Origin of the sequence: Actinoplanes hulinensis, from assembly GCF_019429605.1 — a bacterium.
Taxonomy (GTDB): domain Bacteria; phylum Actinomycetota; class Actinomycetes; order Mycobacteriales; family Micromonosporaceae; genus Actinoplanes; species Actinoplanes campanulatus.
The window spans coordinates 112,561-137,999 of record NZ_JAHXZI010000024.1 but is presented as its reverse complement, the minus strand read 5'-3'; the positions used below and the strand labels follow the sequence as shown (position 1 = coordinate 137,999).

The 25,439-nt window shown below is 68.8% G+C and carries 30 protein-coding genes; 11 read left to right on the top strand and 19 right to left on the bottom strand.

All coding sequences use genetic code 11. The features are described 5' to 3' along the window. Nucleotides 1-454, top strand: a 454-nt coding sequence (locus KZ829_RS36045; RefSeq protein ID WP_220148303.1) for a hypothetical protein, incomplete at its 5' end; no start/stop codon positions are given. 276 nt (nt 455-730) lie between these two features. Here KZ829_RS36045 and KZ829_RS36040 read toward each other — a convergent pair. Further along, complete coding sequence (locus KZ829_RS36040) at nt 731-1,222, bottom strand: winged helix-turn-helix transcriptional regulator (protein ID WP_220148302.1); 492 nt, start codon at nt 1,220-1,222, stop codon at nt 731-733. A 136-nt stretch (nt 1,223-1,358) separates the two neighbouring features. On the opposite strand from KZ829_RS36040, the gene KZ829_RS36035 reads away from it, so the two are divergent. After that, nucleotides 1,359-1,526 (top strand): GNAT family N-acetyltransferase, encoded by a 168-nt coding sequence (locus KZ829_RS36035; protein ID WP_220148301.1) that lies wholly within the window; start codon nt 1,359-1,361, stop codon nt 1,524-1,526. Between the two features lie 160 nt (nt 1,527-1,686). Further along, on the top strand, nt 1,687-2,169 hold the full coding sequence (locus KZ829_RS36030) for a DUF1877 family protein (protein ID WP_220148300.1): 483 nt from the start codon (nt 1,687-1,689) through the stop codon (nt 2,167-2,169). A gap of 15 nt (nt 2,170-2,184) precedes the next feature. Here KZ829_RS36030 and KZ829_RS36025 read toward each other — a convergent pair whose 3' ends face one another. The 11 genes from KZ829_RS36025 to KZ829_RS35975 form a co-directional block, all read right to left on the bottom strand. Next, a complete protein-coding gene (locus KZ829_RS36025) occupies nt 2,185-2,766 on the bottom strand; it encodes a dihydrofolate reductase family protein (protein ID WP_220148299.1) in 582 nt (193 codons plus the stop codon). Nucleotides 2,767-2,832: 66 nt separating this feature from the next. Further along, nucleotides 2,833-3,672 carry a helix-turn-helix domain-containing protein gene (locus tag KZ829_RS36020; RefSeq protein ID WP_308285810.1) on the bottom strand — a complete coding sequence of 280 codons (840 nt, stop codon included), beginning with the start codon at nt 3,670-3,672 and terminating at the stop codon, nt 2,833-2,835. A gap of 122 nt (nt 3,673-3,794) precedes the next feature. Further along, nucleotides 3,795-4,406, bottom strand: a complete 612-nt coding sequence (locus KZ829_RS36015) for a hypothetical protein (RefSeq protein ID WP_220148298.1) — start codon at nt 4,404-4,406, stop codon at nt 3,795-3,797. Nucleotides 4,407-4,415: 9 nt separating this feature from the next. After that, nucleotides 4,416-5,102 (bottom strand): carbonic anhydrase, encoded by a 687-nt coding sequence (locus tag KZ829_RS36010; protein WP_308285809.1) that lies wholly within the window; start codon nt 5,100-5,102, stop codon nt 4,416-4,418. A gap of 57 nt (nt 5,103-5,159) precedes the next feature. Further along, nucleotides 5,160-6,197: a YeiH family protein gene (locus tag KZ829_RS36005; protein WP_220148297.1), complete on the bottom strand. Its 1,038-nt coding sequence runs from the start codon at nt 6,195-6,197 to the stop codon at nt 5,160-5,162. Beyond that, on the bottom strand, nt 6,194-7,747 hold the full coding sequence (locus KZ829_RS36000) for a long-chain-fatty-acid--CoA ligase (protein WP_246636835.1): 1,554 nt from the start codon (nt 7,745-7,747) through the stop codon (nt 6,194-6,196). Before KZ829_RS36000 ends, KZ829_RS36005 begins: the two co-directional genes overlap by 4 nt. Continuing rightward, on the bottom strand, nt 7,744-8,331 hold the full coding sequence (locus KZ829_RS35995) for an RBBP9/YdeN family alpha/beta hydrolase (RefSeq protein ID WP_220148296.1): 588 nt from the start codon (nt 8,329-8,331) through the stop codon (nt 7,744-7,746). The genes KZ829_RS36000 and KZ829_RS35995 overlap by 4 nt, the downstream gene beginning before the upstream one ends. Continuing rightward, the gene (locus KZ829_RS35990; protein ID WP_220148295.1) at nt 8,328-9,662 is read right to left on the bottom strand and encodes an MFS transporter; all 1,335 of its coding nucleotides are present in this window, start codon (nt 9,660-9,662) and stop codon (nt 8,328-8,330) included. Before KZ829_RS35990 ends, KZ829_RS35995 begins: the two co-directional genes overlap by 4 nt. Nucleotides 9,663-9,771: 109 nt before the next feature. Then, entirely contained in the window at nt 9,772-10,824 is a 1,053-nt protein-coding gene (locus tag KZ829_RS35985) for a beta-keto acid cleavage family enzyme (RefSeq protein WP_220148294.1), read from the bottom strand. Nucleotides 10,825-10,853: 29 nt separating this feature from the next. Continuing rightward, complete coding sequence (locus KZ829_RS35980) at nt 10,854-11,756, bottom strand: TauD/TfdA dioxygenase family protein (protein ID WP_220148293.1); 903 nt, start codon at nt 11,754-11,756, stop codon at nt 10,854-10,856. A 28-nt stretch (nt 11,757-11,784) separates the two neighbouring features. Continuing rightward, entirely contained in the window at nt 11,785-12,762 is a 978-nt protein-coding gene (locus KZ829_RS35975; protein WP_220148292.1) for a quinone oxidoreductase family protein, read from the bottom strand. Nucleotides 12,763-12,888: 126 nt separating this feature from the next. Between KZ829_RS35975 and KZ829_RS35970 the strand changes: the two genes are divergently transcribed. After that, nucleotides 12,889-13,932: an AraC family transcriptional regulator gene (locus KZ829_RS35970; RefSeq protein ID WP_308285808.1), complete on the top strand. Its 1,044-nt coding sequence runs from the start codon at nt 12,889-12,891 to the stop codon at nt 13,930-13,932. Between the two features lie 50 nt (nt 13,933-13,982). Here the strand turns inward: KZ829_RS35970 and KZ829_RS35965 are convergent, their stop codons facing one another. Then, nucleotides 13,983-14,489, bottom strand: a complete 507-nt coding sequence (locus KZ829_RS35965; RefSeq protein WP_220148290.1) for an NUDIX hydrolase — start codon at nt 14,487-14,489, stop codon at nt 13,983-13,985. Between the two features lie 654 nt (nt 14,490-15,143). Between KZ829_RS35965 and KZ829_RS35960 the strand changes: the two genes are divergently transcribed. After that, on the top strand, nt 15,144-15,803 hold the full coding sequence (locus KZ829_RS35960) for a hypothetical protein (RefSeq protein ID WP_220148289.1): 660 nt from the start codon (nt 15,144-15,146) through the stop codon (nt 15,801-15,803). Nucleotides 15,804-15,808: 5 nt separating this feature from the next. Next, nucleotides 15,809-16,180: a GntR family transcriptional regulator gene (locus KZ829_RS35955; protein WP_220148288.1), complete on the top strand. Its 372-nt coding sequence runs from the start codon at nt 15,809-15,811 to the stop codon at nt 16,178-16,180. A 22-nt stretch (nt 16,181-16,202) separates the two neighbouring features. On the opposite strand, the gene KZ829_RS35950 is transcribed toward KZ829_RS35955, so the two are convergent. From KZ829_RS35950 to KZ829_RS35940, 3 genes are all read right to left on the bottom strand, one after another. Further along, complete coding sequence (locus KZ829_RS35950; RefSeq protein WP_220148287.1) at nt 16,203-17,279, bottom strand: hypothetical protein; 1,077 nt, start codon at nt 17,277-17,279, stop codon at nt 16,203-16,205. Nucleotides 17,280-17,452: 173 nt separating this feature from the next. Next, the gene (locus KZ829_RS35945) at nt 17,453-17,761 is read right to left on the bottom strand and encodes a GlsB/YeaQ/YmgE family stress response membrane protein (protein ID WP_308285807.1); all 309 of its coding nucleotides are present in this window, start codon (nt 17,759-17,761) and stop codon (nt 17,453-17,455) included. Between the two features lie 92 nt (nt 17,762-17,853). After that, entirely contained in the window at nt 17,854-18,255 is a 402-nt protein-coding gene (locus KZ829_RS35940) for a DUF6326 family protein (protein ID WP_220148286.1), read from the bottom strand. A 167-nt stretch (nt 18,256-18,422) separates the two neighbouring features. On the opposite strand from KZ829_RS35940, the gene KZ829_RS35935 reads away from it, so the two are divergent. Continuing rightward, nucleotides 18,423-19,538, top strand: a complete 1,116-nt coding sequence (locus tag KZ829_RS35935) for a sensor histidine kinase (RefSeq protein ID WP_220148285.1) — start codon at nt 18,423-18,425, stop codon at nt 19,536-19,538. After that, on the top strand, nt 19,535-20,188 hold the full coding sequence (locus KZ829_RS35930) for a response regulator (RefSeq protein ID WP_220148284.1): 654 nt from the start codon (nt 19,535-19,537) through the stop codon (nt 20,186-20,188). Before KZ829_RS35935 ends, KZ829_RS35930 begins: the two co-directional genes overlap by 4 nt. 102 nt (nt 20,189-20,290) lie before the next feature. Here KZ829_RS35930 and KZ829_RS35925 read toward each other — a convergent pair whose 3' ends face one another. Both KZ829_RS35925 and KZ829_RS35920 read right to left on the bottom strand, forming a co-directional pair. Beyond that, a complete protein-coding gene (locus tag KZ829_RS35925) occupies nt 20,291-20,599 on the bottom strand; it encodes a hypothetical protein (RefSeq protein ID WP_220148283.1) in 309 nt (102 codons plus the stop codon). Nucleotides 20,600-20,715: 116 nt separating this feature from the next. Further along, the gene (locus KZ829_RS35920; protein WP_220148282.1) at nt 20,716-21,378 is read right to left on the bottom strand and encodes a TetR/AcrR family transcriptional regulator; all 663 of its coding nucleotides are present in this window, start codon (nt 21,376-21,378) and stop codon (nt 20,716-20,718) included. A gap of 73 nt (nt 21,379-21,451) precedes the next feature. On the opposite strand from KZ829_RS35920, the gene KZ829_RS35915 reads away from it, so the two are divergent. Genes KZ829_RS35915 through KZ829_RS35910 form a run of 3 tightly spaced genes read left to right on the top strand, consistent with a single transcriptional unit; the run spans nt 21,452 to nt 24,416 of the window. Continuing rightward, a complete protein-coding gene (locus tag KZ829_RS35915; RefSeq protein WP_220148281.1) occupies nt 21,452-22,723 on the top strand; it encodes an FAD-dependent oxidoreductase in 1,272 nt (423 codons plus the stop codon). A gap of 18 nt (nt 22,724-22,741) precedes the next feature. Beyond that, on the top strand, nt 22,742-22,873 hold the full coding sequence (locus KZ829_RS44260; RefSeq protein WP_281428318.1) for a hypothetical protein: 132 nt from the start codon (nt 22,742-22,744) through the stop codon (nt 22,871-22,873). 49 nt (nt 22,874-22,922) lie between these two features. Further along, entirely contained in the window at nt 22,923-24,416 is a 1,494-nt protein-coding gene (locus KZ829_RS35910) for an IMP dehydrogenase (RefSeq protein ID WP_220148280.1), read from the top strand. A gap of 43 nt (nt 24,417-24,459) precedes the next feature. On the opposite strand, the gene KZ829_RS44715 is transcribed toward KZ829_RS35910, so the two are convergent. Beyond that, nucleotides 24,460-25,392, bottom strand: a complete 933-nt coding sequence (locus tag KZ829_RS44715) for a sensor histidine kinase (protein ID WP_220148279.1) — start codon at nt 25,390-25,392, stop codon at nt 24,460-24,462. Between the last annotated feature and the right edge of the window lie 47 nt (nt 25,393-25,439).

The following is a 25,439-nucleotide window of genomic DNA, read 5'->3' as shown; positions in this document are numbered from 1 at the left end:
AAGCCCTGCACTGATCCAGCACCACCCCACGGCGGGGAACTTATCTGGCCGCCAGCGGGGAGAAACCGTGGCCGCCAGCGGGGACAACTACTGGCCGCCTCTGGGGCGAACTGATTGGCCATTGACAAACGGTTGGGATCCTCTGGCGGCGACTGCGAGCGCGATCGCCCTGATCATGATCGTTTTCTATGTCGGACTGATACGTCAGGAGGGCGGTCAGGTAGCGGCCTGGTTCCTCGCCGGACTTGCCATCGCAGCGCTTCTTTCGATCTATGGTGTAGCGCGAGCAGCGCCCGGGCGCCGGTCGGTGCTGGCAGTGTCGGGCGTGATGATGGTGGCACTCGGCCTTCTCGGCATCCTGTCGATCGGAATACCCGTCCTCGGTGCGGGTGTTCTGGCCCTGATCGCCGCCACGCGCGTAGCGGGCGCCGGGGCGGGGTCGCCCTCCCGGTAGAGGGTTCGCCGGCCTCGTACAAGGTGACGTAGAGGTCTTCCGCCGTTGCGCGGTCGAGCCGCAGTACGACGTGGTCCGCCACGCGGAGACGTGCGCTCCCCGTCCCCAGCATCGCGCAACCAAGATCGAGTGCACGGATCAGCCGCAGACAACGCGCGCTCGGGGCTCGTCGCTGCCGGCACCGGCTCTGTCGCCGGCAGTTCCCGCAGTTGCCCTTGGTGACGTAGTGAGCTGGTCCACAGTGACGCCGGACCGGGGTGGAGATTGCCGGCACGCTTACTCGTGCAATGCGGCCTCGTAGGCAGAGCGGAGCTCGTCGGCCGCTCGCGGAGCGTGAGGATCCGGCCGAGGCACGCCGAGGCGCAGGTGGCGCAGATCGTCCATGAAACGAGCGAGTAGTCCCGGGCCGCTGTCGCGTAGCAATTCGGCACGAACCCGCAGGCGACGTTCGCCGCTGCGGTGGGCGAGGCCCCACGAGCCGAGCGCCACCATGATCGGCAACGTTTGGATACCGGCTTCGGTGAGCGAGTAGGCCGCCCGCTGCCCACGCCGGGCTTCCTGCCGCGTGAGCAGACCCGCATCCGAGAGCCGCCGCAAGCGGCTGCTGAGGATGTTCGGGGCGATGCCTTCCTCGCTGCCGGCGAGCAGTTCGCGGAAGTGACGCCGGTCGCCGAACATGATGTCGCGCAGCACGAGCATCGCCCACGGGTCGCCCAGGACCTCGACCGCCTGATTGATCGGGCAGCCCGAGCGTGGCGCGGGATCCATCGACAGCCCCTTCGCAAGTGATTGCAGATTACTATCACTCTATTTAGGGTGACGGCTAGCAGTGGCAGACCGCTATCACCTGGAGGGCTCATGCCAGGCCGGTTCGTGTACTGGATGAACGTGTCCCTCGACCTGAGTGACGGCCACCTGCTTCGCCGCCAACGAGGCGTCGTGGCGACTCATGGAACGCGTCGGGATGCGCCGTGAGTTCTACACCGTCCGGGATTCCCTGCATCGATCCGGCGAGTGGCTCGACTGCGTCGGCTATGCCCTGCTCACCGACGAGTGGCCCGGTTCGGCATAGCCTGCAGGTCGTGCGGCATGATCCGCAGTGTCGAGCAGAGGGAAGACGCGCCGCAGCATCCCCCACGACGTCCTCCTTCACCGTGGTGTTGCGTGGTTACGACATAACGCCGATTCCCCTTTTGCGCTCACGTACCCTGCCGGGTGTGGCATGTCGGGGAATGTTCTTTGCGCTCACGGAGGGCCAGGAAGCCGCGCTGATGGCGACGCGCGACGACGCCGAGGTTCGGGCGTTCGTCGAAGAGGTCGAGATGGGCGACTGGGATGGCGTACCTCTGGATTGCGAGACGGACAAAGCCTGGGATGCCATCCATCGGTGCCTGAGCGACGGCACGCTCGGCTGCGGCCGGCGCCTTTCCCCGTTGGACATGGCGGTGCTCGGCGTCGGCCACCACTACGAAGGCGATGACTACGTCGTGGCGCACCTGCGCGCCGGCGAAGCCGCTCAGGTCGCTGAGGCCCTCAAATCGGTGGATCAGTCCTGGATGCGTGAGCGCTACAACCGCATCGACCCCGACGATTACCAGGGCGTGCTCAGCGATGAGGATTTCGACTACACCTGGTACTGGTTCACACGAATGCGCGATTTCTACCTCGAAGCCGCGGCCGCGAACCGTGCTGTCATCTTCACCGTCGATCAGTAGTACAGCCGGCGGCCGTCAACGGCGTACCCGATAGCGCAGGTGAAGCACCCGGTTGCCCTGAATCACCACGTCCGGATCCTCCAACAGGTGCTGCGCGTCGACCGACCCGAAGTAGCGCTTTCCGGATCCGAACACGACGGGTACGACGTCCATGCGCACCTCGTCGACCAGGCCCGCGGCAAGCACCTGGCCGCCGACCTCGCCGGCGGCGACCTCGACCAGGCGGTCCCCCGCGAGCTCCCGCGCCTTGGCGACGGCTGCCTCGACGCCGTCGACGAAGTGGAACGGCGCCTCGGGGTCCCAGCCCTCGGGCTCCGGCCGGTGCGTCACGACGACCACGTGGCCGACCCCGCTCGGGGGCTTTCCGTCCCAGCCGTCCGTCAGGTCGAAGACGTGGCGGCCACAGATCGTCACCCCGATCTGGTCCCAGTACGGCCGGGTGTAGTCGTAGGACGTCTGCGACACCTTCACCACGCCGGTCTCGTCCAACGGGACGTCACCGCTGGACAGCCAGTCGAACAGCGGTCCGGGCTGGTCGTTCTCGTCCGCGACGAAGCCGTCCACCGACACCGAGCTGTACATGACCACCTTGCCCACGGGGTTCTCCTCTGCTTCGGGATGCCCCCAAATTATCGTTTCGTGAGCTGTCGCTCTTGTATGAAATCAATCGGCCGGCAACGACCAGCCGTCCAGTACGTGGCCGGGATGTTCGCGCAGGAACCGCCGCCGGATTTCGAGGTACCGGGTCGGCGTGAGCCCGGTGAACGCCCGGAACTCGTGGCCGAAGTGGGCCTGGTCGAAGTAGCCCGCGGCACCGGCGAGTTCGCTCCAGTCGATCGGTCCGGCGGGGTCGATCGACAACAGGGTGGTGGTGAAGCGGTGGGTGCGGGCCAGCCGCTTCGGCGTGACGCCGATGAGCTCCTTGAACCGCTGTACCAGATGAGTGCTGCTGACACCGGCTGCCACCCTCAGGTCGCCGATCGCCACCGCCCCGCTGGTCGCCGCGATGACGCTGCTCGTATGGCGGACCAGCCCCAGGCCGGCGGTCTCGCACAGCCGTCGCGTCAGCTCCTCCTCGAGCAGCGTCAGCATCTCGTGCGGCCCGTCCGCCGTGGCCAGCCGGTCTCGCAGCTCAGCAGTGGCGGGCCGGCCCCAGACCTGCTCTATCGTCACCGGCCGGTCACACAGCTCGGCCGCGGGCATCGGCAGGAACGGCGCCAGCCCCCACGGTTTGAAGTGCACGCCGACGGACCGGGTCCGGGGTGGGTAGCCGAACTCGAACACGCGGGTGGGCATCGTGACCACGCAGCCGTCGGCGTACTCGGCCGTCTCGATGTCGGTGCCGGCGCGGATCCGGAACGGCGCCCCGAGGTTGACGATGAACAACGCCGCCGGCATCGGCGGCAGCATCAGCCGGGCGTACGGCGACGCACCCTCCAGGTAGTAGAGGTCGTCGATCAGCCCGTCCAGCGGCGGTCGCGGCACTCTGGACACGTACTCCACGCTCCCAGCATCGCCGACGCCCCGCCGGCGTCACGCGCCGGGAGGGAGATCGCGGGTGGCGCTTTCCGCGCGCCGAATCTCCAGCCCCGTGCGCACAACGGCTCGCCATGCGATCCGCCGAGTCACCGGCTTTCCGGGCTGTCGGCCGGCCACACCGCTTCCAGGCCGTGGCCGGTGGCGTAGAACAGGTATGGCCGCAGCTCGGGGGCGTGTTCCAGGCGGCGGCGCAGCGCGTACAAAGGGGCTGATCTCGCCGCCAGGAACGGTTGGGCGGCGAGATAGCCCCTAAGATCTCCGACCCGCCAGTACGCACCCAGCAGCTTCCTTGCACGCATCAGCAGCGCAACTCCATCGACCGGAAACCTGTCTATATAGACGTCGGCGGTCAGTGGCATGTCCGGCTCCGGTTCGGACGGCAGGGCGAAACCGGAACGCAGCCACACCTCGAACGCGGGAGCGACCACCTCGAGGTCGACTTCGCCGAGACCGCCCAGGTCGGCCCGGAACACCGGGCCGCCACCGTCGCACCTGAGAAAGAATCCCCGGTCGCCGTCCTGGCCGATCATGAGGTAGCCCGTGAGCCATTCGCCGATCTCGTAGGTCGTGTTGCGCTCCGGCAGGGATTCCCGGCAGTACACGTACACTCCATCGGCGTCGACGTCGTCGGTGACCGACGCCAACCATCGCTGGTAGGCGGCATCCGTCCGGGAAACGAGTTTCTCGATCATCTCCACCGTCGGCTCCTACAGCATCTCGATGCGACCGTTTTCCAGTCGGTAGATCGCGCCGACGACGTCGATGCGGCGGGCCGTGAGCGCTTCTTTCAGGTAGGCGGCCTGCTTGAGAGTGGCCACTGTCCGATGGATGTGGCCGCGTGTGGCCTTGTCGAGGTTGTAGTCGGCCGGTCTGGCCGCCGGTATCGCGGGCGTGATCTGGTCGATCAGGAACTGGCGTCCACCGGCGGGCCGGCGTCCGGTGCGGACCGCCTCATAAGCGGCGGCTACCGCGCGGCAGTCGTCATGGCCGAGCACCACCACCAGCGGCACCTGCAGCTCGGTCACGGCGAACTCGACCGAGCCCATCACGGCGCGGTCCAGTACGTGGCCGGCGGAACGGACGACACAGATCGCTCCGATGCCCTGGCCGAGCACCGTTTCCACCGGCACCCGGGCATCGATGCAGCCGACGACGACCGCGTAGGGCTGGGCGTCGACGCCGCTGTTGAAGAAGCTGCCGGGATGCACGGCTCGTGAAGTGAATCGGGCGTTGCCCGCGCGCAGACGCGCCAGCGCTTCGACCGGGTCCGGCCGGCCGAGGTGTCGCGCCACCTGTTGCGGCGGGATCGGCGCAGCTGTCGGATCGGAGAACAACCGTCCCGGTTCCACAGATGTGAGGATGACACGCCAACCAATGGGCGGGAAGTCGGCCACCCGGCTTCGGTCGTGGAAGTCGGCACCTGACGGCGAGCATGGCGGCAGCCTCAACGCCTACAGCCGGCCGTGTACGACCAGCAGGGTGGCGCCGAGCGCGCCGGCCGTGATGAAGAGCGTGGCCGCCGCCGTGAGCAGGACCGCGGCCTTGCTGCGGCGTACCAGTGAGGCGAGGTGGACGCTGGCGCCCATGCCGAACAGGGCGACGCCGAGCGAGATCGTCTGCAGTGTTCCGATCCAGCCGAGCGCCGGCTGCGGTACGACACCCGCGCTGCGCAACCCCGCGCAGGCCAGAAAGCCGAGGACGAACAGCGGGATCAGCGGAGGGCGTGCGGTCTCGCCGCCGGTACGGGGTGAACGGATCCGGCGCAGCGCGCTCACGCCGGCCACGACCGGGGCGAGAAGCAGTACCCGGGTGAGTTTGACGACGACCGCGACGGTGACGACGGCCGCGCCGGCCGGGCTGGCAGCGGCCACGACCTGGCCGACCTCGTGTACCGCCGCGCCGGTCCACACGCCGTACTGCACGTCGTCGAGACCGAGCGGCGAGCGCAGCAGCGGAAACACCGTCAGCGCGATCGTGCCGAACAGAGTGATCATCGCGATGGCGGTGGTGACGTCCTCCTCGTCGGCTTCGGCGGCGTCCTCCATGGCGGCGATGGCCGCCGCGCCGCAGATCGCCACACCGGTGCCGATGAGCAGGCTTCGCGGCCCGCCCAGGCGCATCCGGCTGCCCAGCCAGGTGGTGCCCACGAGGGTGGCGAGCAGCGTGCCGGCGACCGCGGCGATGACGGGTGCGCCGAGTGCGGTTATCGCGTCGATCGACACCGAGAACCCGAGCAATGTCACGCCTACTCGCAGCAGCCGCTTGGTGAGCCGGCCGAGGACGGCCCGGCCGCGGCGGGGCAGCAGGTTGAGGTTGGCGGCCGCGACGCCGAGGGCGACCGCCCAGGTGAGCACGCCGATCTGGGGCACGATTCGGTGGCCGAGCAGCGCGCCGCCGAGGCCGGCCGCGGCCACCAGCAGGCCGGGTGCGAGACCCGGCTGCTGGTGGCGGCCGGCCGGGGCCTGGGCGGCGACGTCCGTCGCGGTCAACGACCGGCCAGTTCGCGCTTGAGTATCTTGCCGGTCGCCGTCATCGGCAGCTCGTCGACGAACTCGACGATGCGGGGGTATTTGTAGGACGCCATGGTCTCGCGGCACCAGGCGATCAGGTCGCCTTCGGTGACCGCACCGGAACGGATCACGAAGGCCTTGACCTCCTCGCCGTAGCAGGAGTGCGGCACCCCGACGACGGCGGCGAGGGACACCGCCGGGTGGGTCAGCAGCACCTCCTCGATCTCGCGGGGATACACGTTGAAGCCACCCCGGATGATCATGTCTTTGGCACGGTCGACGATGTAGTAGAAGCCGTCCGCGTCCCGCCGGGCCAGGTCCCCGGTCCGGAACCAGCCGTCCCGCATCACCTCGGCGGTCGCCTCCGGCCGTCGGTGGTAACCCTTCATGATGTTGTGGCCGCGGATGGCGATCTCGCCGATCTGGTCCGCACCCTCGATCGTCTTCCATTCGGCGTCGATCAGTTTCACCTGGACACCCCAGATCGGTACGCCGATGGAGCCGGGACGGGGATCACGTTCCGGGTCGCTGAAGGTGGCGACGGGTGAGGTCTCGGACAGGCCGTACCCTTCCAGGATCTGTACCCCGAACCGTTCCTGGAACTGATTGATGATCTCCACCGGGAGCGACGCGCCACCCGAGACGGCCACCCGCATGTTGCGAGCGATCTCCGCCACGTCGACACCCTCGTGCAGCGCGCCGAGCAGGCCCCAGTACATCGTCGGCACCCCGGCGAAGAAGGTGATCCTGTCCCGTTGCAGCAGCGCGACCGCCTGCTCCGCCTGGAACCGTGGCAGGAGCACCAGGGTCGAGGCGACCGCGAAGCCGGCGTTCATCTGCACGGTCGAACCGAACGAGTGGAACAGCGGCAGCGTGATCAGATGCCGCTCGTGGCCGGTGGCGAGGTTGCCGAACAGGCGGTTGCAGGTTAGCGCGTTGAACACCAGGTTGCCGTGCGACAGTTCGGCGCCTTTGGGCTGCCCGGTCGTTCCGCTGGTGTAGAGGATGACCGCGGTGTCGGTCTCGCTCGTGGCCACCGTGTCGAAGGGGCCGGACCGGCCGGCGAGCGCCTGGCCGAGGGTGCGCGCGCCCTCGATCGGCGAGGCCGCCGCCGGGTCGGCCGTGATGAGCAGGAACTGCTCGCAGCCGGGCGTCTGCCGGAAGCCGGCGAACCCCTCGGCACCCATCGCCAGCTCGGCGGTGCCCTCGAAGCACAGGTATGCCGTGGCCTGCGAGTCTGCCAGGTGATAGGCGATCTCGCGGGCTTTGAGAAGCACATTCAGCGGTACGACGACCGCGCCCGCTTTGAGGATGCCGTAGTAGGCGATCGGGAAGTACGGCAGGTTCGGGCAGGACAGGGCGACCCGGTCGCCGGGCTGGACTCCCAGGTCCACCAGCAGGCCGGCTACCTGATCAGCGGCCCGGTCGACGTCGGCGTACGACAGCCGGGTGTCGCCGAGCACGACCGCGTCGCGGTCCGGGTGCCGTCGGGCGCTGTCTTCCAGCAGGGTGGCGAGGTTGAGGATCATCGCGGTGCCTTTGCGTGGTCGAGTTCGTTGATGAGCGGCCCGGCTCCCGGCCAAGGGCCGTAGCCGGATGCCGGGTTGAGATGGCCCACGGTGCCGAGGTCGTGGTGGCGGCTGCCCCAGGCGTCGGCGAGGGCCCGCACCCGTGCCGGGTCTCCGAGCGGGTCGTCGGAGCTGGCGGCCACGATGCTGGGGAAGGGCAGCGGCAGCCGGGGTATCGGTAGCCAGCCGTGGTCGGCCAGGGCGGACAGCGAGGGGTAGACGGCGGGTAGTGGCGCCGCCAGGTCCGGTGGGGTGGCCAGGAGCGCGCCCCGCACCTGCCGGGCGGTTCCGGGATGGCGGGCGGCCCAGTGGACGGTGACGATCACGCCGGCGCTGTGCGCCACGATGACGACCGGTTCGCCGGCCGCCTCGACCGCGAGTTGCAGTGCCGTCACCCGCTCGTCCAGCCTCGGATTCTCCCGTCCGAGCGGTGTGACGGGCCGAACGTTCGCCAGGCTGTCGGCGAGCCTGGTCTGCCAGTGGTCGGGTACGTGCCCGCGGAGCCCGGGCACTGTGATGATCACCGTGCCCGGGCCGGGGGTCACGCGGTGTCCCCGTCCTGAGCGTCGGTGGCCGTCGCGGGTTCGAGGCGCCGGATGCTGGACGGGTAGGCCTGCCGTCCCGCGATCAGCAGGACGACGGCGGCCACCGCCGCCAGTGGGACGTATCGCATGGCGGTCTCCAGGCCGAGCCGGTCGGCGAGGGCGCCGGTCACGAGCGGTCCGGCGGCCAGGCCGAGCACGTTGTTGAAGAGGGTGAGTGTGCCGAACGCGGTGGCCCGGATCGATTCGTGGGTCAGCCGGGCCACCATCGCCCCGGTGGGGCCGGTCGTGCCTGCGGCGAAGAAGCAGCCCAGCGCTAGCAGCAGCATCTGCGCTCCGCCTGGCTGTACCGCGAAACCCGTGCCGAGGAAGATCAGGGTCAGGGTCGCGAAGACGATGGCGGTGGTCCATTTGCCGGTCGGCCGGGCCCGCCCGACACGGTCGGTGATCAGGCCGCAGACGACCATGCCGGCCCCGATGATCAGGATGAACAGTGCGGCGACCTTGGCGGCCCGGTCCGGCGCCATGTCGTACGCCCGGTTGAAGTAGCTGGGCAGCCAGGCGAACAGCGAGCCGGTGATGAACAGTTGCAGGCCGCCGCCGAGATACGCGAACACGACCGCGGGGGTGGAGAACAGTGTGCTCAGGCGGGCGCGCCGCTGTCCGGCCGCCAGTGACGGGCCGGTGTCGGCGTTGTCGTCGACCTTGTGCGCGGCCAGTTTGCGTTCGTTGACGGCCGCCAGGTACAGGCCGGCGAGCACGAGTCCGAAGATGCCCATGGCGGCGAACGCCCAGCGCCATCCGAACTGGACGGCGAGCACGCCGCCGAGCGCGACGCCGAGGACTGATCCGAAGGAGCCGGCGGCCATGAACGCGCCGGTGAGCGAGGCGCGCCGTCGTGCGGAGAAGACCGCGAGGACGACGGCGAGACCGACGCTGCCGTACGCGGCTTCGCCCACACCGATGAGCAGGCGGGCCGCGAGCAGGTGCCCGTATCCGGCGGCGAGTGCGCAGCCGAGCGTGGCGAGGCTCCAGACGACCGCCATGACGACGATCGACCTCACCCGTCCCCAACGGTCGCCGACCAGCGACAGCGGGACCGCGAGGATGCCGACGGTGAGGGCGACGATGCTGGTCAGGCTGCCCAGCTGGGTGTCGGTGAGCCCCCACTCCTCTTTCAGGAACGGGAACACCGCCGACAGGACCTGCCGTGACATGTAGTCCGACAGCAGGAGTCCGAAGGTGAGTGTGAAGACGACCCACGGGAAGACCCGGGAGACCCGGATGGAAGGTGCGGCCGGCGACGCGACATCCGCGCTGACGGGCATGGCCATGATCGCTCCAAGAATGAGCCAGGGGGAACGCGGTATGAGTGACCAGAGGGGGGTGAAGGCGTGGGGTACGGCGCAGCGCACCCCACGCGAGCGGATCAGGGCTGCGAACTCAGGCGTGGAAGGTGAAGCCGAGCTGTCCCGGCTTGCGGTTGGGCGGGTAGCCGAGCTTGGCGAGGGCTTCGTCGGCGCTGTCCCAGTACTCGCCGATCTTGTAGATGTCCCGGGCTTCCTTACCGTCGGCCACCTTACGGCCCAGCTCCCCGGCGATCCGGACCAACTGCTCGACCTGGTGGACGGAGGTCATCTTCTCGCCCAGGCCGTACCAGAGGTTGTCCTCGTTGCCGCAGCGGGTGTGCAGGCCCATGGCGATGCCCATGGTGTTGATCGGCAGCACGGCGCGCATGATCGATTCGAGGGTCAGGCTCGCGCCGTCCGGCACCCGCCGGATGAACTCCATCATGGTGTACGGGTTCGGGCCGTCGAAGCCGCCACCGATCGCCACCCAGCTGATGTTCAGCGGCCCGGTGTAGACACCCCGGCGGACCAGCCGCTCGACGGTCTCCAGCTGTGCGCTGTGGGCGAGCTGGAAATGCGGCTGGATTCCGGCCGCACGCAGACGCTTGAGGTGCTCCTCGACCCAGGCCGGCTCGGCCGGGACGACCATGTTACGGAACGCCTCGTGCAGCGCGGGCCGCTCGAACGACGTGCCGGCGATGTCGTCGGCGGTCATCAACTCGACGATGTTCATCTGGCTGGTGTTGATCGCGATGGTGACCTGATCGGGTGCCGGGTCGAGGGTGGTCAGCAGGTGCCGGGCCTCGTCCTCGAGCCATTTGGCGGCCTCACCGTCGTTCTCCGGGGTGAAGGAGATCGACCCGCCGATCTGCAGAATCATGTCGGGTACGGCGTCGCGCAGCCGGCCGAGCAGCTCGTTGAACATCGACATCCGCTTCGAGCCCTTGCCGTTGAGCTCCCGCACGTGGATGTGCAGCACCGTCGCGCCCGCGTTGTAGCAGTCGACCGCGGCCTGGACCTGCTGGTCCATCGTCACCGGAATGTCCTCGGGAAAGTCGCCCGGCTCCCACTCCGGCCCGTAGGGGGCGGCGGTGATGACCAGCTTCTCCTGGGTCTCGGGCCACAACGAATCGTCAAGGAAGTGCATGGGGGGTCTCCTCTGTACCGGGAAGGGGATCAGAAGGTCTTGTCGCCGATGACGCCGGCGCGTTCCATCTTTCGCACGGCGGGCCAGTAGTCCTGTACGGCGTAGTGCTGGGTGCTGCGGTTGTCCCAGATCGCGAAGCTGTTCTTCGTCCACCGCCAGCGCACCTGGTACTCCGGGACGGCGGCCTGACGGATCAGATAGTTGAGCAGTTCGCTGCCGCCGGGGGTGTAGTCGAACCCGAACCGCACGTTCGCGGGCGTGTGGAAGTTGGTGAAGTGCGTGGTGAACGCGTTGACGAACAGCACCTTCTCGCCGGTCTCCGGATGGGTACGGACCACCGGGTGCTCGGCGTCGGGGAACCGCTCGTGCAGGGCGAGCCGCTGCTCGACCGGCATGTTCGCGCCGAACGACGCTTCGATGCTGTGCCGGGCCCGCAGCCCCTCGATCCGGGCCTTCACGTCCTCGGGCAGCCGCCGGTAGGCCTCGGCCATGTTCACCCAGATCGTGTCGCCGCCGACCGGGGGACCCTCGACCATCCGCAGCACACAGCCCATCGGCGGCGCCTCCCGCCACGTCGCGTCGCAGTGGTACGCGTTCTCGTAGTGTTCGGCCGGGCTGTCCAGGTCCTTGTAGATGCGCACCAGCCCGGGGTGGTCGGGGTCGCTGCCGGCCACCGGATGGTCTTCCAGCGGCCCGAACCGCTCGGCCAGCGCCACATGCTCGGCCCGGCTGATGTCCTGATCCCGGACGAACAACACCTTGTACCGCAACAACAGCGACCTCAACTCGGCGAACAGATCACTGTTACGCGAAACCTCACCCAAATCCACACCGCGCAGCTCCGCGCCGATGTGCACCGTGAGCGGGTGCACCTCGAACGGGCTCGCGGGCGCTGCCACCGGCTCGACAGCCGGATCGATGGTGTCCTGCATGGGGTACCTCCGGTGGGTAGAGGGGATGTCAGTCGACGGTGAGGACCGAGGAGCCGATACTGCGGCCGGCCTCGAGGTCCCGGTGGGCGGCGACGGCGTCCTCCAACCGGAACCGCTGGTTGATCTGGATCTTGATGCGACCGGCCGCGACGTGCTCGAACAGCTCCCCCGCGAGTTCGGCCCGCTCGCTCTCATCCGCGATGTAGTCGGCCAGCGCCGGGCGGGTCACGAACACCGAGCCGTGAATCGCCAACTGCATCGCGTCGATCGGCGGCACCGGACCGGACGCGGTGCCGAAACACACCAGCAGCCCACGACGCCGCACCGACTTGAGGGACTGCTGGAAGGTCGTCGCGCCGATGCTGTCGTAGACGACCGGCACACCCGCGCCACCGGTCAGCTCACGCACCCGGCCGGCCACATCCTCGCGCGGGTAGACGATGGTGTGCGCGCAGCCGTGCGCCTGGGCGACCGCGGCCTTCTCGTCGGTGGAGACCGTGCCGATCACGTTGACACCGAGCAGGCTCGCCCACTGCGTGAAGATCAGCCCGACACCACCGGCCGCCGCGTGCAGCAACACGGTGTCACCCGCCGACAGCGTCGCGATACGCCTCAGCAGGTAGGCGGAGGTCAGGCCACGCATGGTCATGGCGGCCGCGGTCTCGAACGAGATGGCGTCCGGCAGCCTGATCAGTGAAGCGGCCGGCATGACCCGGCAGGTGCTGTACGCGCCGAGCGGGCTACCGGTGTAGGTCACCCGGTCACCGGCCGCGAAGCCCGGGACGCCGGGCCCGACCGCCTCGATCACACCGGCCGCCTCCACACCCAGGCCGGCGGGCAGCTCGGCAGGGTAGAGCCCGCTGCGGAAGTAGGTGTCGGCGAAGTTGAGACCGACCGCGTGATGCCGTACCCGAACCTCGCCCGGACCCGGCTCACCCACCTCGACCGGCTCCCATCGCATGACCTCCGGCCCGCCGGATCGGTAGAAGCGGATGGCCTTCGCCACGGTTTACCTCCAGGGATAGGTGCCGGCCGGACTCACAAACGGCGCGCGCCAGAGGCGAGCGACCCGTGATACGGGCAACAGTAGGCGTGACGCTCGCCACATGCTTTACTCAGCGGGACATTTTTCTTGCCCCACCGGGACACTGCGGAGGAATGTTTGCGACCTTCTATCAGATATGCGACGTTGAGCGGCTATCTACAGCTCGCTCAATCGTTTGACATCGATCCCGATGCCCTGATGCTCGCCGTCGATCTCGATCCGGCGGACCTGGCCACCCCCGACAAATGGGTGCCGGCAGTCCGCGTCGCCCGCCTGCTGGAGCTGTCCGCCCGAGCTTGCGGGCACACCGACTTCGGGCTGAGGCTGGCCGAGTACCGCCGGCTGTCGACGCTGGGCCCGCTGAGTCTCGCCCTGCGCGGAGAGAGCACTCTGCGTGACGCCCTCAGCCTGCTGATCCGCTACGAACACACCTACAACGAGGCGATCCGGATCCGGCTGGTGGAGGCGGAAGGGCTCGCGTCCGTCCGCCTGTGGTTCGAGATGGGCGAGCCGGCGCCCTCGGCCCAGGCCGAGGAACTCGCGGTCGGCGCCCTGCACGGGATCGTCCGCGAGGTCGTCGGCTCGCGGTGGCAGCCACTGGCGGCGTGTTTCACGCACGACGCCCCGGAGAACGCCGACACCCACCACCGGCTGTTCGGCGGTCGCGTGCACTTCGGCCACGACTTCACCGGCCTGGTCTTCTACGCCAAGGACCTCGGCACGGCGAACATACTCGCCGGCGCGGAACCCGTCAGCCGCCATGACGGAATGTTCGATTCGCTGGCCGCGCCACGAGGCGTCACCACCACGGACCGGGTCAGGGACCTGGTGGAAGTGTTGTTGCCGACCGGCCGCTGCGGCGCCGACGAGGTAGCTCACAGCCTGGGCATGGACCGGCGAACCCTGCACCGGCACCTGGCCGCCACCGGGGAGACCTTCACCTCGACAGTGGACCTGGTCCGCGCCGGACTGGCCGAACGCTACCTCTCCAACAAGCGCTACCGCCTGACCGAGATCTCCGACCTGCTGGGTTTCGCCGCCCCCAGCGCGTTCACCCGCTGGTTCCGCCGCCGATTCGGCGACAGCCCGAGCAAATGGCGGGCACGCCGGACGGAGCTGCCGACCGGCTGATCACCACGCGGCCGGCTGTTCCGCGACCGGCGGACCAGTTCACCGCTTTGTCAGAGGCCGAGTTGGACCGGCTGGTCCGGTGTCCCCGCGGTAAGAAGGGCTGTCAGAGGTGTTGTGAGGTCACGGGGCGAGAACAGGTCAGATCCCGTATAGCCGGCGATCTCCGCGAGGTGCCACCACCGGAACCCAGCCAGATTCTCCAGCGCAGCGAGTTGGTCGTCGGTCATCTCACCGCGGGGCTGGAAATGGGCCGTGCGGACGAGGAAGTAGTCGTTGATGATGCCGCCGGCGCCCGCCGCATGGTCGGCGGCCAATACTTCCTGGTGCCAGACGTGCGGTGGATCGGCGGTGATCGCCAAACCGGTCTCCTCGAGCAGTTCACGGCGCAGAGCCGTCAGCTGGTCCTCGCCGGGTTCGATGCCGCCGCCTGGGGCCGCCCAAACGACCTTCGCCTCTTCGGGCACCGCCGGGTGCGGAAAGACGAACCGGCAGAGCAGGATCCGGTCGTCCTCATCAAGGATGATCGCGCGGACGGCGCGGCGCGGATTCGGCGTCATGGCGTGTCGAATGTGGCGGCGACGTGGATGATGGTCGGCACCGCCACAGGCTACCAACCACCCAGGTCGATGCCTTGGTCCCTGGCGAGCGGCAGTACCGGACAAAGCACGTCGGCGCGGAAGTCGACTTCCAGCTCAGCCGCCGAATCGCCTCCGTCCCGCGTCTGGCCCGTCTTCGAGCTCTCCATCGGGTGGCAGTCGGCAAGCCGTGACGCGCCGACACCGGACCGGCCCGCCGCGAGCCGGTGTGGACAGTGAAGGGCATCCCGGCTGCTGGATCATCGCGATCCGGGACGCCCTTCACTGATGGAACGACGGGTCACGGCCAAGCAACACCCGCTCCTGCCACCATCATCTGCCAATTGCAAAGTTCTTGCAATAAGGGTTGGGGAGACGGCCACCTCGACTGCCGTGTGCCAGAAGCACCCCGGGCCGCGATTGACTTGTCGCAAGTCTTGTCGCAATATGGCGAGACAAGGCTTGCGACAAGATGGGGAGGCCGCCATGCCGAGGAAGGTACGCCCGACGGAACTCGCGATAGCGCGTCTGTGGTTGGACGGGCGCGGCCTGGCCGACGTCACGCCGATACCGATGCTGGCCGCACGCCTGACGGTTAGGCGACGTGCGCGGCTGGGCGCTGCCATCCTGCCGGCTGTGTTCCTCTGCGCAACCGCCCTCGTCTACGTCTCCGCCCTGCCGATCCGTCCCGCGGATGACGGGCTCGGGACGCAGCAGCGCTGGGCGCTGGTGGTGCTGACCGTGCTGACGGCCGGGTTGGTGCTGGGCCTGTCGCTGCTGGACCGGTGGGTGCGCCGGGTCGATCAGCAGGCCGGCGCGGATCTGCCGCGACGGGCGGCTCATTCGGTCCGGCCCGGCTGGCGAACCGTGCTCGGCGTGCCGCGGGCCACGTTGCTGGCGATCACGTACGCGGGCGCGGCAGTGCTGGCGATCGCGGCCCTGACCGTGCGCGACGGCGCCGCGAGGTACGCGGCGGTCATCCTGCTCATCGGGCTGTGCGGGGTCGCGGCCGGTACGGCCGTCCAACTGCGCCATGTGCTGACCCACCCGGTGGTGGCCGACGACGAGAGCTCGCTGAAGGCCGACTTCCTCATGCGCGTCGAGGACGCCCGCGAGGTGGCCGTACCGACCGTGGTGTGGTCACTGCCGGTCGTGTCGGTGTTCGACACCGGGCTCGATCCGTGGAACTCCGGCTGGCTCGTCTTCATCATCCTGAGCGTCATCGCGCTCGTGCTGATCACGGTTTGGGACGGACGGAGTGCCCTGGCGGCCCAGCGCGACCCCAGCGCCCGGTGAACCGCATGATCGTCATCGACTCGGCCTCACCCGTCCCGCCGTTCGAGCAGCTCCGCGCCCAGCTCGCCGGGCAGATCCAGGACCGCACGCTGGCCGTGGGCACCCGGCTGCCGACCATCCGCCGCCTGGCCGCGGACCTCGGCCTGGCGGTCAACACGGTCGGCCGGGCCTACCGGGAGCTGGAGGAGGCGGGGCTGATCGAGACCCGCGGCGCGGCGGGCTCATTCGTGTCCGCGGCCGGCGAGCAGGGACGCGAACGGGCCCGCCGCGCCGCCGCCGAGTACGCCGCCGTCATCGCCAGCCTCGGCATCGACACCGCCGAGGCCGTCCGCATCGTCCAAGCGGCGCTGACCCAGAGCGTTCCGGAGGTCAGCTGAGGATTGGGAGGACCTCCCTCTCCTAGCCCGAGCCGGCCGGATGGTTCCCCGAACTGTCATCGGGCGCCGCACTCGGCCCGGCGTCGAGGGCCGGAGCCGATGAGGCCGTCCCGTACCTGCCGCCATGCTCGGCTACCGCCCCGAGTGCGGTAGCCACTGCGCTGGCAATGACCGCTGCGGGAGCCCCCGACGCCCCGGCCGAGGCCTGCACGGAGGTGGCCGCCGCTGAGTCCTGCGTCGCGGATGGCGGTTTTGTGCCCGTCGTCCGCAGCGAAACCAGCCGGGAAAGCGCGTCGAACCAGAACGGCGTCCCCAGCATCACCAGCAGAGCGGTGGCCAGCCAGCCTGCCACGTGCGCCGTGGCCCACGCCGGGCTGTCCCAATCGGTACCGCTCTGCCAGCCGACCGGTATGCCGATTCCGGCCACATCCTGAACGGCCTTCACGCTTTCGTCGATGAGGTCGTCCGGTGACGTGCTTTTTGCGGCGGCCTGCTCGGCGGCATTGAGCGCCGCCTGCCGGATCGACGGTTGTTGCCAGAGAATCTGCGCCAAGTGGAAGATCGACACGTTGCCGGCTACCGCCAGAACCAGGCCGACGATCAACAGCACACCGGTGGCCCACCGCTTGTAGGCCCCGCTGAGCCTGCCCATCGTTTCGTCGTACCAGTTCTCGATGGCCGCCTTCTTTTCGACGCTGAGCCCTTGACGTTCGGCCTTGAGCATGGCCAGCCGGGCGTTCAGGCCCTTGACCGGCGCCTCGGTCGCATTGTCGGTCAATTCGTCGATCGCACTCGCGAACGCCTTCGCGGAGAGGTAGGCGGGGCCGGCATGGGTTCGGAAAAGGCGCCGCCCGCGGGAGGCCGCGATGGTCGCGCTCTGGTAGATGGTGGTGTCCCTGAACCTCTCCAAGGCGTTCTCCGCGTCCTTGTCGAAGGTGGTGCTGCCACTGAGCATCTGCCCGATCGTGTCTTCGAGGTCTTTGGCGCGCTTTCGCAGAAGCCGCGCGATCCCCTCGACGATCGCTGAGGCGAGTGAGGACAGTACGAAGAGCACCAACGCGAGCCCGATCGCGGTTTCCAACGCCTGTGAGCCGAGCATCCACGTTCCTTCCCTGTGCCGTGGGACGTCCTCGTTCGAAGCTGCCGAACCAGCTTCGAACATTCCCACGCTAGAAGGCGCGTGCTGACCGCCTGAATCGAATGCCCCACCGGTCGTTCCGGCGGGTGATCTTGAAGTCCCAGGAGCCTTGAAGGTGCAACACGAACACGCACTTATGAGGCGCGATTCGACCGGCGCAGCAGCCAGCCGGCGATCGGAATCACGATCAACGTGCCGATGATCGCGCTCAGAATCCCACCCCAGTCGACGATGTCGTCGTCGCCGATACCGAACCCGAGGGTGAAGATGACGTACCCGACCATTGCGCCGGCCAGGCCGAGCCCCACTGAGACCAGCCACGACACCGGTCCGCTCATCTTGCGGAAGGCATCACCCGGCATGAGCACTCTCGCCACGACGCCAGCAATGAAGCCGAGGAACAAAGCTCCGACCATACGGCCACCTTGTCCTTCCACCGCCACGCCCGCATCATCCGCGAGGGATGATCCTTCAGGCGTCCCTGAAACACCTTCCCTCGCTGCCGATCATGGACCGGTAGCGCCGGATCGACGAGTCAGGATGTACTTGCCGGCCACGCCCAGGCGACCCTGGCGATGACCAGCAGGAGCACCATCTCGATCAGGGTCCCGGCAATGTAGTAGACCCAGCTCTCACCGATGAGCGTGGCCCCTGCGGTAACCATGTAGAACAGGCTGACGACGATGTTGGCGATCCGGTTGATCCGCGCCCGGGCGAGCAGCGAGACGGCGACCATCAGCGCCGCGATCACGATGTACAGCGTCGTGAGCACCAGGAACGTCTGGTCGATCGCGAACCCGGTTCCGGACACCTCCCCCGCGAGCACTCCGTGGATCACATCAGCGCGGTAGAAGCCGAAGATGTCGACGTAGGCGAACACGAACAGCGTGGTGACCCATAGGCCGCAGAGCACGATCCTGGTGTCGATCCCGTTCACGGGTCGTCTCCTCAGCGTAGCCGTGGCGGTGGACGGTCCCAGTCTCAGCCGTACCGGCGGCGGAACGCCCGAGTCCTGTGGCCGACGCCGTCCTGGCTCATCGGCCAGGGAAGCGGCTGGTCGGACGACGGGTTCGCCGGCAGCGCCCGATCGCTACCGTGGCAAGCGTGTGGAACCCGGCGACGACGTTGCGAGCCGCCACCCGGCGCGACTGGATCCTCGCCGCGCTGGTGCTGACCGTGCTCGTGTTCGACGCCACCTTCCGGGACCTGACCTGGCCCCCGGTGGCCGTCGCATTCGGATGTGGCCTGGCGCTCGCGACCCTGGTCCGGCGGACCCATCCCCTGGCCGCGGTGGTGTTCGCGTTCGGAGGGTTCGCGGTCCTCGACGTCGCCGCGTACGTCGCCGGCACCGAACCCGTGGTCCTGAACAGCGGATGGGTGGTGCTCGTCCTGGCCTACTCCCTGCTGCGCCGGCGCTCCGGCCGCGACGCGGTCATCGGGATGACGGTCATCGCGGCCGGACTGACCATCATCGTCAGCGTCGACTTCCCCGGGATCGCCGAGACGACCGCCGGGATCGCCATCGTGCTGTTGGCCGCCGCCCTCGGGGCGTCCGTGCGCTACCGGAGCATCGCCCGCGAACAGCTGATCGTGCAAGCCAAGCTGCAGGAACGCGAACAGCTGGCCCGGGAGTTGCACGACACCGTGGCTCACCACGTCTCGGCGATCGCGATCCAGGCGCAGGCAGGCCTGTTCCTGGCCCGGTCATCGTCGCTGAGCGGAGCGACGGAGGCCCTCGAAACCATCGACCGCGAGGCCGCCCGGACGCTCGCGGAGATGCGCACCATGGTCAGCGCACTGCGCGACCACCGGCAGCGGCCGCCTCTGCTCCCCCGGCATCGGATCGCCGACATCGCAGGTCTCGCCGCCGACAGCACCGAGGCGCTGAGCATCGGCGTCGAGCTGCACGGTGACCTGACGAACCTCCCGCCGGCCGTCGAGGGCGCCCTCTACCGCGTGACCCAGGAATCGATCACCAACGCCCAGCGCCACGCCCAGCAGGCGACCCGGGTCCGGGTCGAGGTGACCGGCGGCGCCACCGACGTCCAGCTGACGGTCAGCGACGACGGCATCGCGTCCGCTGCCGGCCCGTCCGGATTCGGTCTGGTCGGCATGACCGAACGGATCGCGCTCCTGGGCGGCACCCTCACCGCCGGCCCGCATCCGGATCGCGGCTGGATCGTCCGGGCCGTCCTCCCCCGCCGAGGCGCCACGACATGACCATCCGCGTCCTCATCGCCGACGACCAGGGCATCGTACGGGCGGGGCTGTCGACGATCCTCAACGGCCGGCCCGGCCTCGAGGTGGTCGGGCAGGCGGCCGACGGGCGTACGGCCGTCGCGCTCGCCCGCCGCCTGCGGCCGGACGTGTGCCTGTTCGACATCCGGATGCCCGTCCTGGACGGCATCGAGGCCACCCGTCTGCTCGCCGGCCCGGAGGTCTCCGATCCGATCGCCGTCGTCGTGATCACCACGTTCGACACCGACGAGTACATCTACGGGGCCCTCCAGGCGGGCGCCCGCGGCTTCCTGCTCAAGGGCGCCGAACCGGACCAACTGGTCCAGGCGATCCACGCCGCCGTGCAGGGTGACGCGCTCATCGACCCGGCCGTCACCGGCCGGCTGCTCGCCACGTTCGCCACCAGCGGCCCTGCCGGCACACCGGCCCAACCGGTCGACGCCCTGACCGACCGGGAGGAGGACGTGCTGGCCAAAGTCGCGTTGGGCAGGACGAACGCCGAGATCGCCCGGGACCTGCACATCAGCATGAGTACGGTCAAGTTCCATCTCACCGGCCTCATGACCAAACTCGGTGCCCGCAACCGCGTCGAACTCGCCATCTGGGCCTACCAGACCCACCGCGTCACGTGACGCCCGACCCGGAAGCTCGGGACTGACGTAAGACAACGTCAACCCCATCAAGATCATCAACAACAGATGTACGGCGAGCCGATCAGCCTCGTGACAGGACACTCAGTCTTCGCATTCCCCGTCTTCGTCGTCGTCCGGGACCATCTGGCACTCGCCCGGCAGCCGCTCCCGCACTGCCTGCACCGCTGCCGGTGTCCGGCCATGGACCGACAGCCACGTGTCTCCGTGATTCCGCAGCAGCACATCAGGACCGGCGAACCAGCGGATTCCTGGCCCGTCCATCCCGGCCCAGAATGGGAAGACCGGCAGCGGCAGGCGCTCGAACGCGGCATTCGCCACCGCGCTCGCGGTGTCGTCCAACTCCCGGTCGTCGACGTTGCGTTCGTCGGCGGAGAGCATCGCCTCCGCCATCACCATCTCGACGAGCGCCGGCGAGAGCCGATCCGGGTAGGGAACCCAACCGTCTCCGATGTTTCATCACGACCGGAGGATCGTCCTGGCCGATGGCCTGGCCGGACACGCCCGGATCACGCCGGCGTGCTCTTCGAGGGCATCTGATCCGGATCGGACACCGTCGGCGAGGCTGGTCGGGGGTCGGCGAGCCGGGCGACGAGCAGTTCGAGCTGGGCGGCGTACCGCTGGTGGAACTCCGGCGAGTCGGCGGCGAGGCCGGTGAACTGGCGGGCGACCTGTGGCACCACGGTGGGCGCCAGGACGGCACCGAAGAGCACGAGCATCACGTACGCGGGGTCGAGGTCGGCGGCGATTTCGCCGGCCTCCTGGCGGCGCCGCAAGTCGTCGACCATGCCGGCGAAGATCGGATCGTCGGGCATCGGTTCGGTGTCGGTGAGCCCGCTGAAGGCGAGGAGGCGAGCGCCGGCCCGGTGCTCCACGTTCAGGCGGAGGAAGTCGGTGACCACCTCGGCGAGCGGGCGGTCGGCCGAGGTGGCCGGGCCGCTGATCGTCTTCCAGCGGTCCTGGAGGGCGCGGAACAGCCCCTCCTTGCCGTCGAAGTAGTACGAGATCAGCTGTTGGTTGACACCCGCTCGCCGGGCGATCGCGCTGATCCGGGCCCCCGCGTAGCCGTGTTCGCCGAACTCGATCTCCGCCGCCTCGAGCAGGCGCTCGCGGGTGCGCTCGGAGTCCCGCTTACGGTCCGGGCCGTGCGGAGAACGGCGGGGTGGGGTCACGGCGATCACGGTAGCAGCCGAGTTATTCAACTGTTTGTTTGACTAAGTCACTCGCAATGTTGAAACTGGCGGCATGACGAACTTCCACGTACTCGTGATCGGGGACGGAATCGGCGGTCTCGCCCTCACCCAGGGCCTGCAGCAGGCCGGGGTGCGGGTCACGGTCTTCGAACGCACCCGAACCCGCACCGACTGGTTGCAGGGCTACCGCATCCACATCAACCCGGCCGGCAGCCGGGCCCTGCACGACTGCCTGCCTCCCCCGGCCTGGCAGCGTTTCCTGGACACGGTCTCCACCGTGGGCGGCGGCTTCGGCTTCGTCACCGAGCACCTGCGGGACCTGCTTCGATTCGCGGAACACGAGATCACTCCGGACGCCGGGCCGGCCGACGCCCACCACGGCGCCAGCCGCATCGGTCTCCGCGAGGCGCTGCTCACCGGGCTCGACGACGAGGTGCTCCACCTGGGAGCCGAGTTCGAGCGCTACTCGATCGCGCCCGACGGGCGCGTCACCGCACACTTCGCCGACGGCAGCACGGCGACCGGCGACCTGCTGGTCGGTGCCGACGGCGCCAATTCACGTGTACGCGGTCAGCTCCTGCCCCACGCCCAGCGCGTCGACACCGGCGTCCTCGCGATCGCCGGCAAGCACCGTCTCCCCGCCCCCGACCTGCCGACGGTCCTCGTCCGGGACACCAACATGGTGATACCGGCCGGGCGCGGTTCCCTGTTCACCTCGGTCTGGCATCCCGACCGGGTCGCCGTCCCGGCCGACACCGCCGGGGACTCGTTGCTGCTCGACACCTCAAGCCCGTACGCCATCTGGGGTTTCGGTGATGCCACCGCGACGTTCCCGCCCGGCGTGACCGATCTGTCCGGCCCGGATCTGCGGGATCTCGTCCTGGAACGCACGGCCGGCTGGTCGACCGGGCTGCGCCGGCTGGTCGAAGGCTCCGACCCCGCGACGATCAACGCGATCCGGGTGCGCAGCGCCACCCCGGTCGGCGCCTGGGAGACCGGCCCGGTCACCCTGCTCGGCGACGCCATCCACAACATGACCCCGATGGCCGGCATCGGCGCGAACACCGCCCTGCGCGACGCCGACCTCCTGCGCCGCCGGCTGATCGCGGCCGCCCGGGACGAGATGCCCCTGCACCGGGCGGTCAGCGGCTACGAGGAAGAGATGCGAAGGTACGGTTTCGCCGCGGTCGCCCAGTCGCTGCGCAACGCCCGGATGACCGCGTCGGGCGGTCGCGCCGGCCGGTACGCGTTTCGCACGGTTCTTCGGACCGTGCACGCCATCCCGCCGCTCAGGCGCAGAATGGCCTCCGGCCTGGGCTCTTAGATCATTCATGCAGATCAGGTGACGTTGACGTGGCTGGACGAGCCGACCGTGGATGCGTTGCGTGCCGCGCTGCGCATGGTGACGCCGGATCTCGCTGACGGCGTGATCGTGCCTCGAGGCCTGGAGCCGAGCGACGATCCGCACTGGTAACGTCATCCGATCACCCCAAAAGCACCATATCGACTCTAGGAGTGCAGCAGTGGCGCGGATCCTGGCCGAGATCTCCCGCACCTTCGGTGAGTACCTTCTCCTGCCCAACCTGACCGACGAACGCTGCACGCCGGGCAACGTCGATCTGTCCGCGCCGCTGGTCCGCCACCGAGTAGGAGAACTTGCGCCGATACGAGTCGCTACCCCGCTGGTCAGCGCCATCATGGGGGCCGTCTCCTCGGTGGAGTTGGCGATCGCGCTGGCCCAGGCCGGTGGTATCTCGTTCATCCACCAGAACCAGCCGATCAGCGAGCAGGCCGGCATGGTCGCCGCGGTCAAGCGCCACAAGGCCGGCTTCCGGCACAACGACGTCAACATCAAACCGTCCGCGACGCTCGACGAGGCCGACACGCTCTTCAAACGGACCGGCAGCGACGTGATCGTCGTGACCGATGACGGCAACCCGTCAGGGACCTTCCTCGGGCTGATCACGACCCAGGACTTCAACTTCATCCGGCATCGCCGCGACGAGGTGGTCGACTCCCGGATGCGAACGGCCAGGGAACTGGTGACCGGGGCCGAGGGTATGTCACTGGCGGAGGCGAACTCCCTGCTCTGGGACTCCCGCCAGGACGTGCTGCCCGTCGTCAGCGCAGACGGCCGCGTCACCGCTCTGGTCCACCGCCGCGACGAGGCGTTGCACCACAAGTTCAGCAACGAGACCGTCGACGCCGCCAAACGGTTCCGGGTGGGCGCCGGCGTCAACACCCACGACTACCTTGAGCGGATCCCGGCGCTGGTCGAAGCCGGCGCCGACGTCCTGTGCCTCGACTCCTCCGACGGCTACTCGGTATGGCAGCAGAACGTCCTCGCCTTCGTCCGCAAGGAGTACGGCGACGCCGTCAGGATCGGTGCCGGCAACGTCGTGGACGGCCGCGGCTTCCGATTCCTCGCCGACGCCGGTGCCGACTTCGTCAAGGTCGGCATCGGTGGCGGCTCGATCTGCATCACCCGCGACCAGAAAGGCATCGGCCGCGGCCAAGCCTCCGCCCTCGCGGAAGTCGTCGCGGAACGCGACGCCTACGCCGAAGAGACCGGCATGTACGTTCCGCTGTGCTCTGACGGCGGCGTCATCCACGATTCCCACATGGCCATCGCCCTGGCCTTCGGCGCCGACTTCCTCATGCTCGGCCGTTACTTCGCCCGGTTCGACGAGAGCCCGACGAACAAGGTGAAACTCGCCGGACAGGTCGTCAAGGAGTACTGGGGTGAGGGCAGTTCCCGGGCCCGTAACGTCGCCCGTTACGGTCAGGGCAAGGATCTCGCCTTCGAGGAAGGCGTCGATGGATACGTGCCCTACGCGGGCAGCCTGTACGACAACGTCACGGTCACGCTCGCCAAGCTCCGATCCACCATGATCAGCTGCGGCGCGATCAGCCTCCGGCAGTTCCACGACACCGCGCGGCTCGTGCAGGTATCCCAGCAGACGTTCGTGCAGAACTCCGACGAGGTCCAGCGCAACGAACGACCGACGGTCGCCTGACCTCAGGGCGGGGCGCCGGCGACGCCGGCGCCCCGACGGGACGTCAGCCGGTGCGCTTGCCGTCGACGGGCAGACGCAGCACGAAAGTCGTGCCCTCGCCCGGAGCCGAACTCAGCTCGATCGCGCCGCCGTGCTTGTCCACCACGACCGCGTGTGCGAGCGGCAGCCCCTGGCCGGTCCCCTTGCCGAGTTCCTTGGTGGTGAAGAACGGCTCGAAGATCACCTTGTGCATCTCCGGTGGGATGCCGCTGCCGTTGTCCGCGATCGTGATGACCGCGTCCGGGCCGTCTCTCCGGCTGGTGACCGTGATCGTGCCGCGCCCTTCCCTGCCGCGCATGGCGTCGGCGGCGTTGACCAGGAGGTTGAGGAAGACCTGGTTGAGGTCGCCGGCATGGCACAGCACCTCGGGCAGGTCGCCGAGGTCGAGGACGACGTCCGCGACGTACGTCACCTCGTTGCGGGCCACGGTCAGCGTGCATCGCAGTGCCTCGTTGAGGTCGGCGTATGCGGCGCTGCCGCCATCCTTGTAGCTGAACGTCTTCATGGCCCGCACCAGCGAGGCGACGCGCTCGATGCCCTCCAGACTCTGGCTGACCGCCAGCGGCACCTCCTCGACCAGATATTCCAGATCGGCCTGTTCCTCGGCGTCCTGCGCCCGCCGCAGACGCTCCTGCCACGGCATCGGCTCGGACGCCGGAGGCATGCTCAGGCACTCGCGGTAGACCAGCAGCAGATCGATCATGGCCTGGCAGGAGCCGGCCAGGAACCGGGTGTTGTCGCCGACGAACTGGATCGGCGTGTTGATCTCGTGCGCGATGCCGGCCGAAAGACGGTCCAGCGACTCCAGCTTCTGGGCGTGCCGCGATTCGATCTCCCGCTGCCGGCGCTGCTGCTCCTCGGTGATGTCCCGGAAGACCACGACCAGGCCGCCGACCGTGGCGGTGCCGATGCGCAGCGGCGCGGCCGAGTACGCCACCGGAAGGGTCCGGCCATCGCGGCAGGTGACCGTCGCCGTGCCGGCCG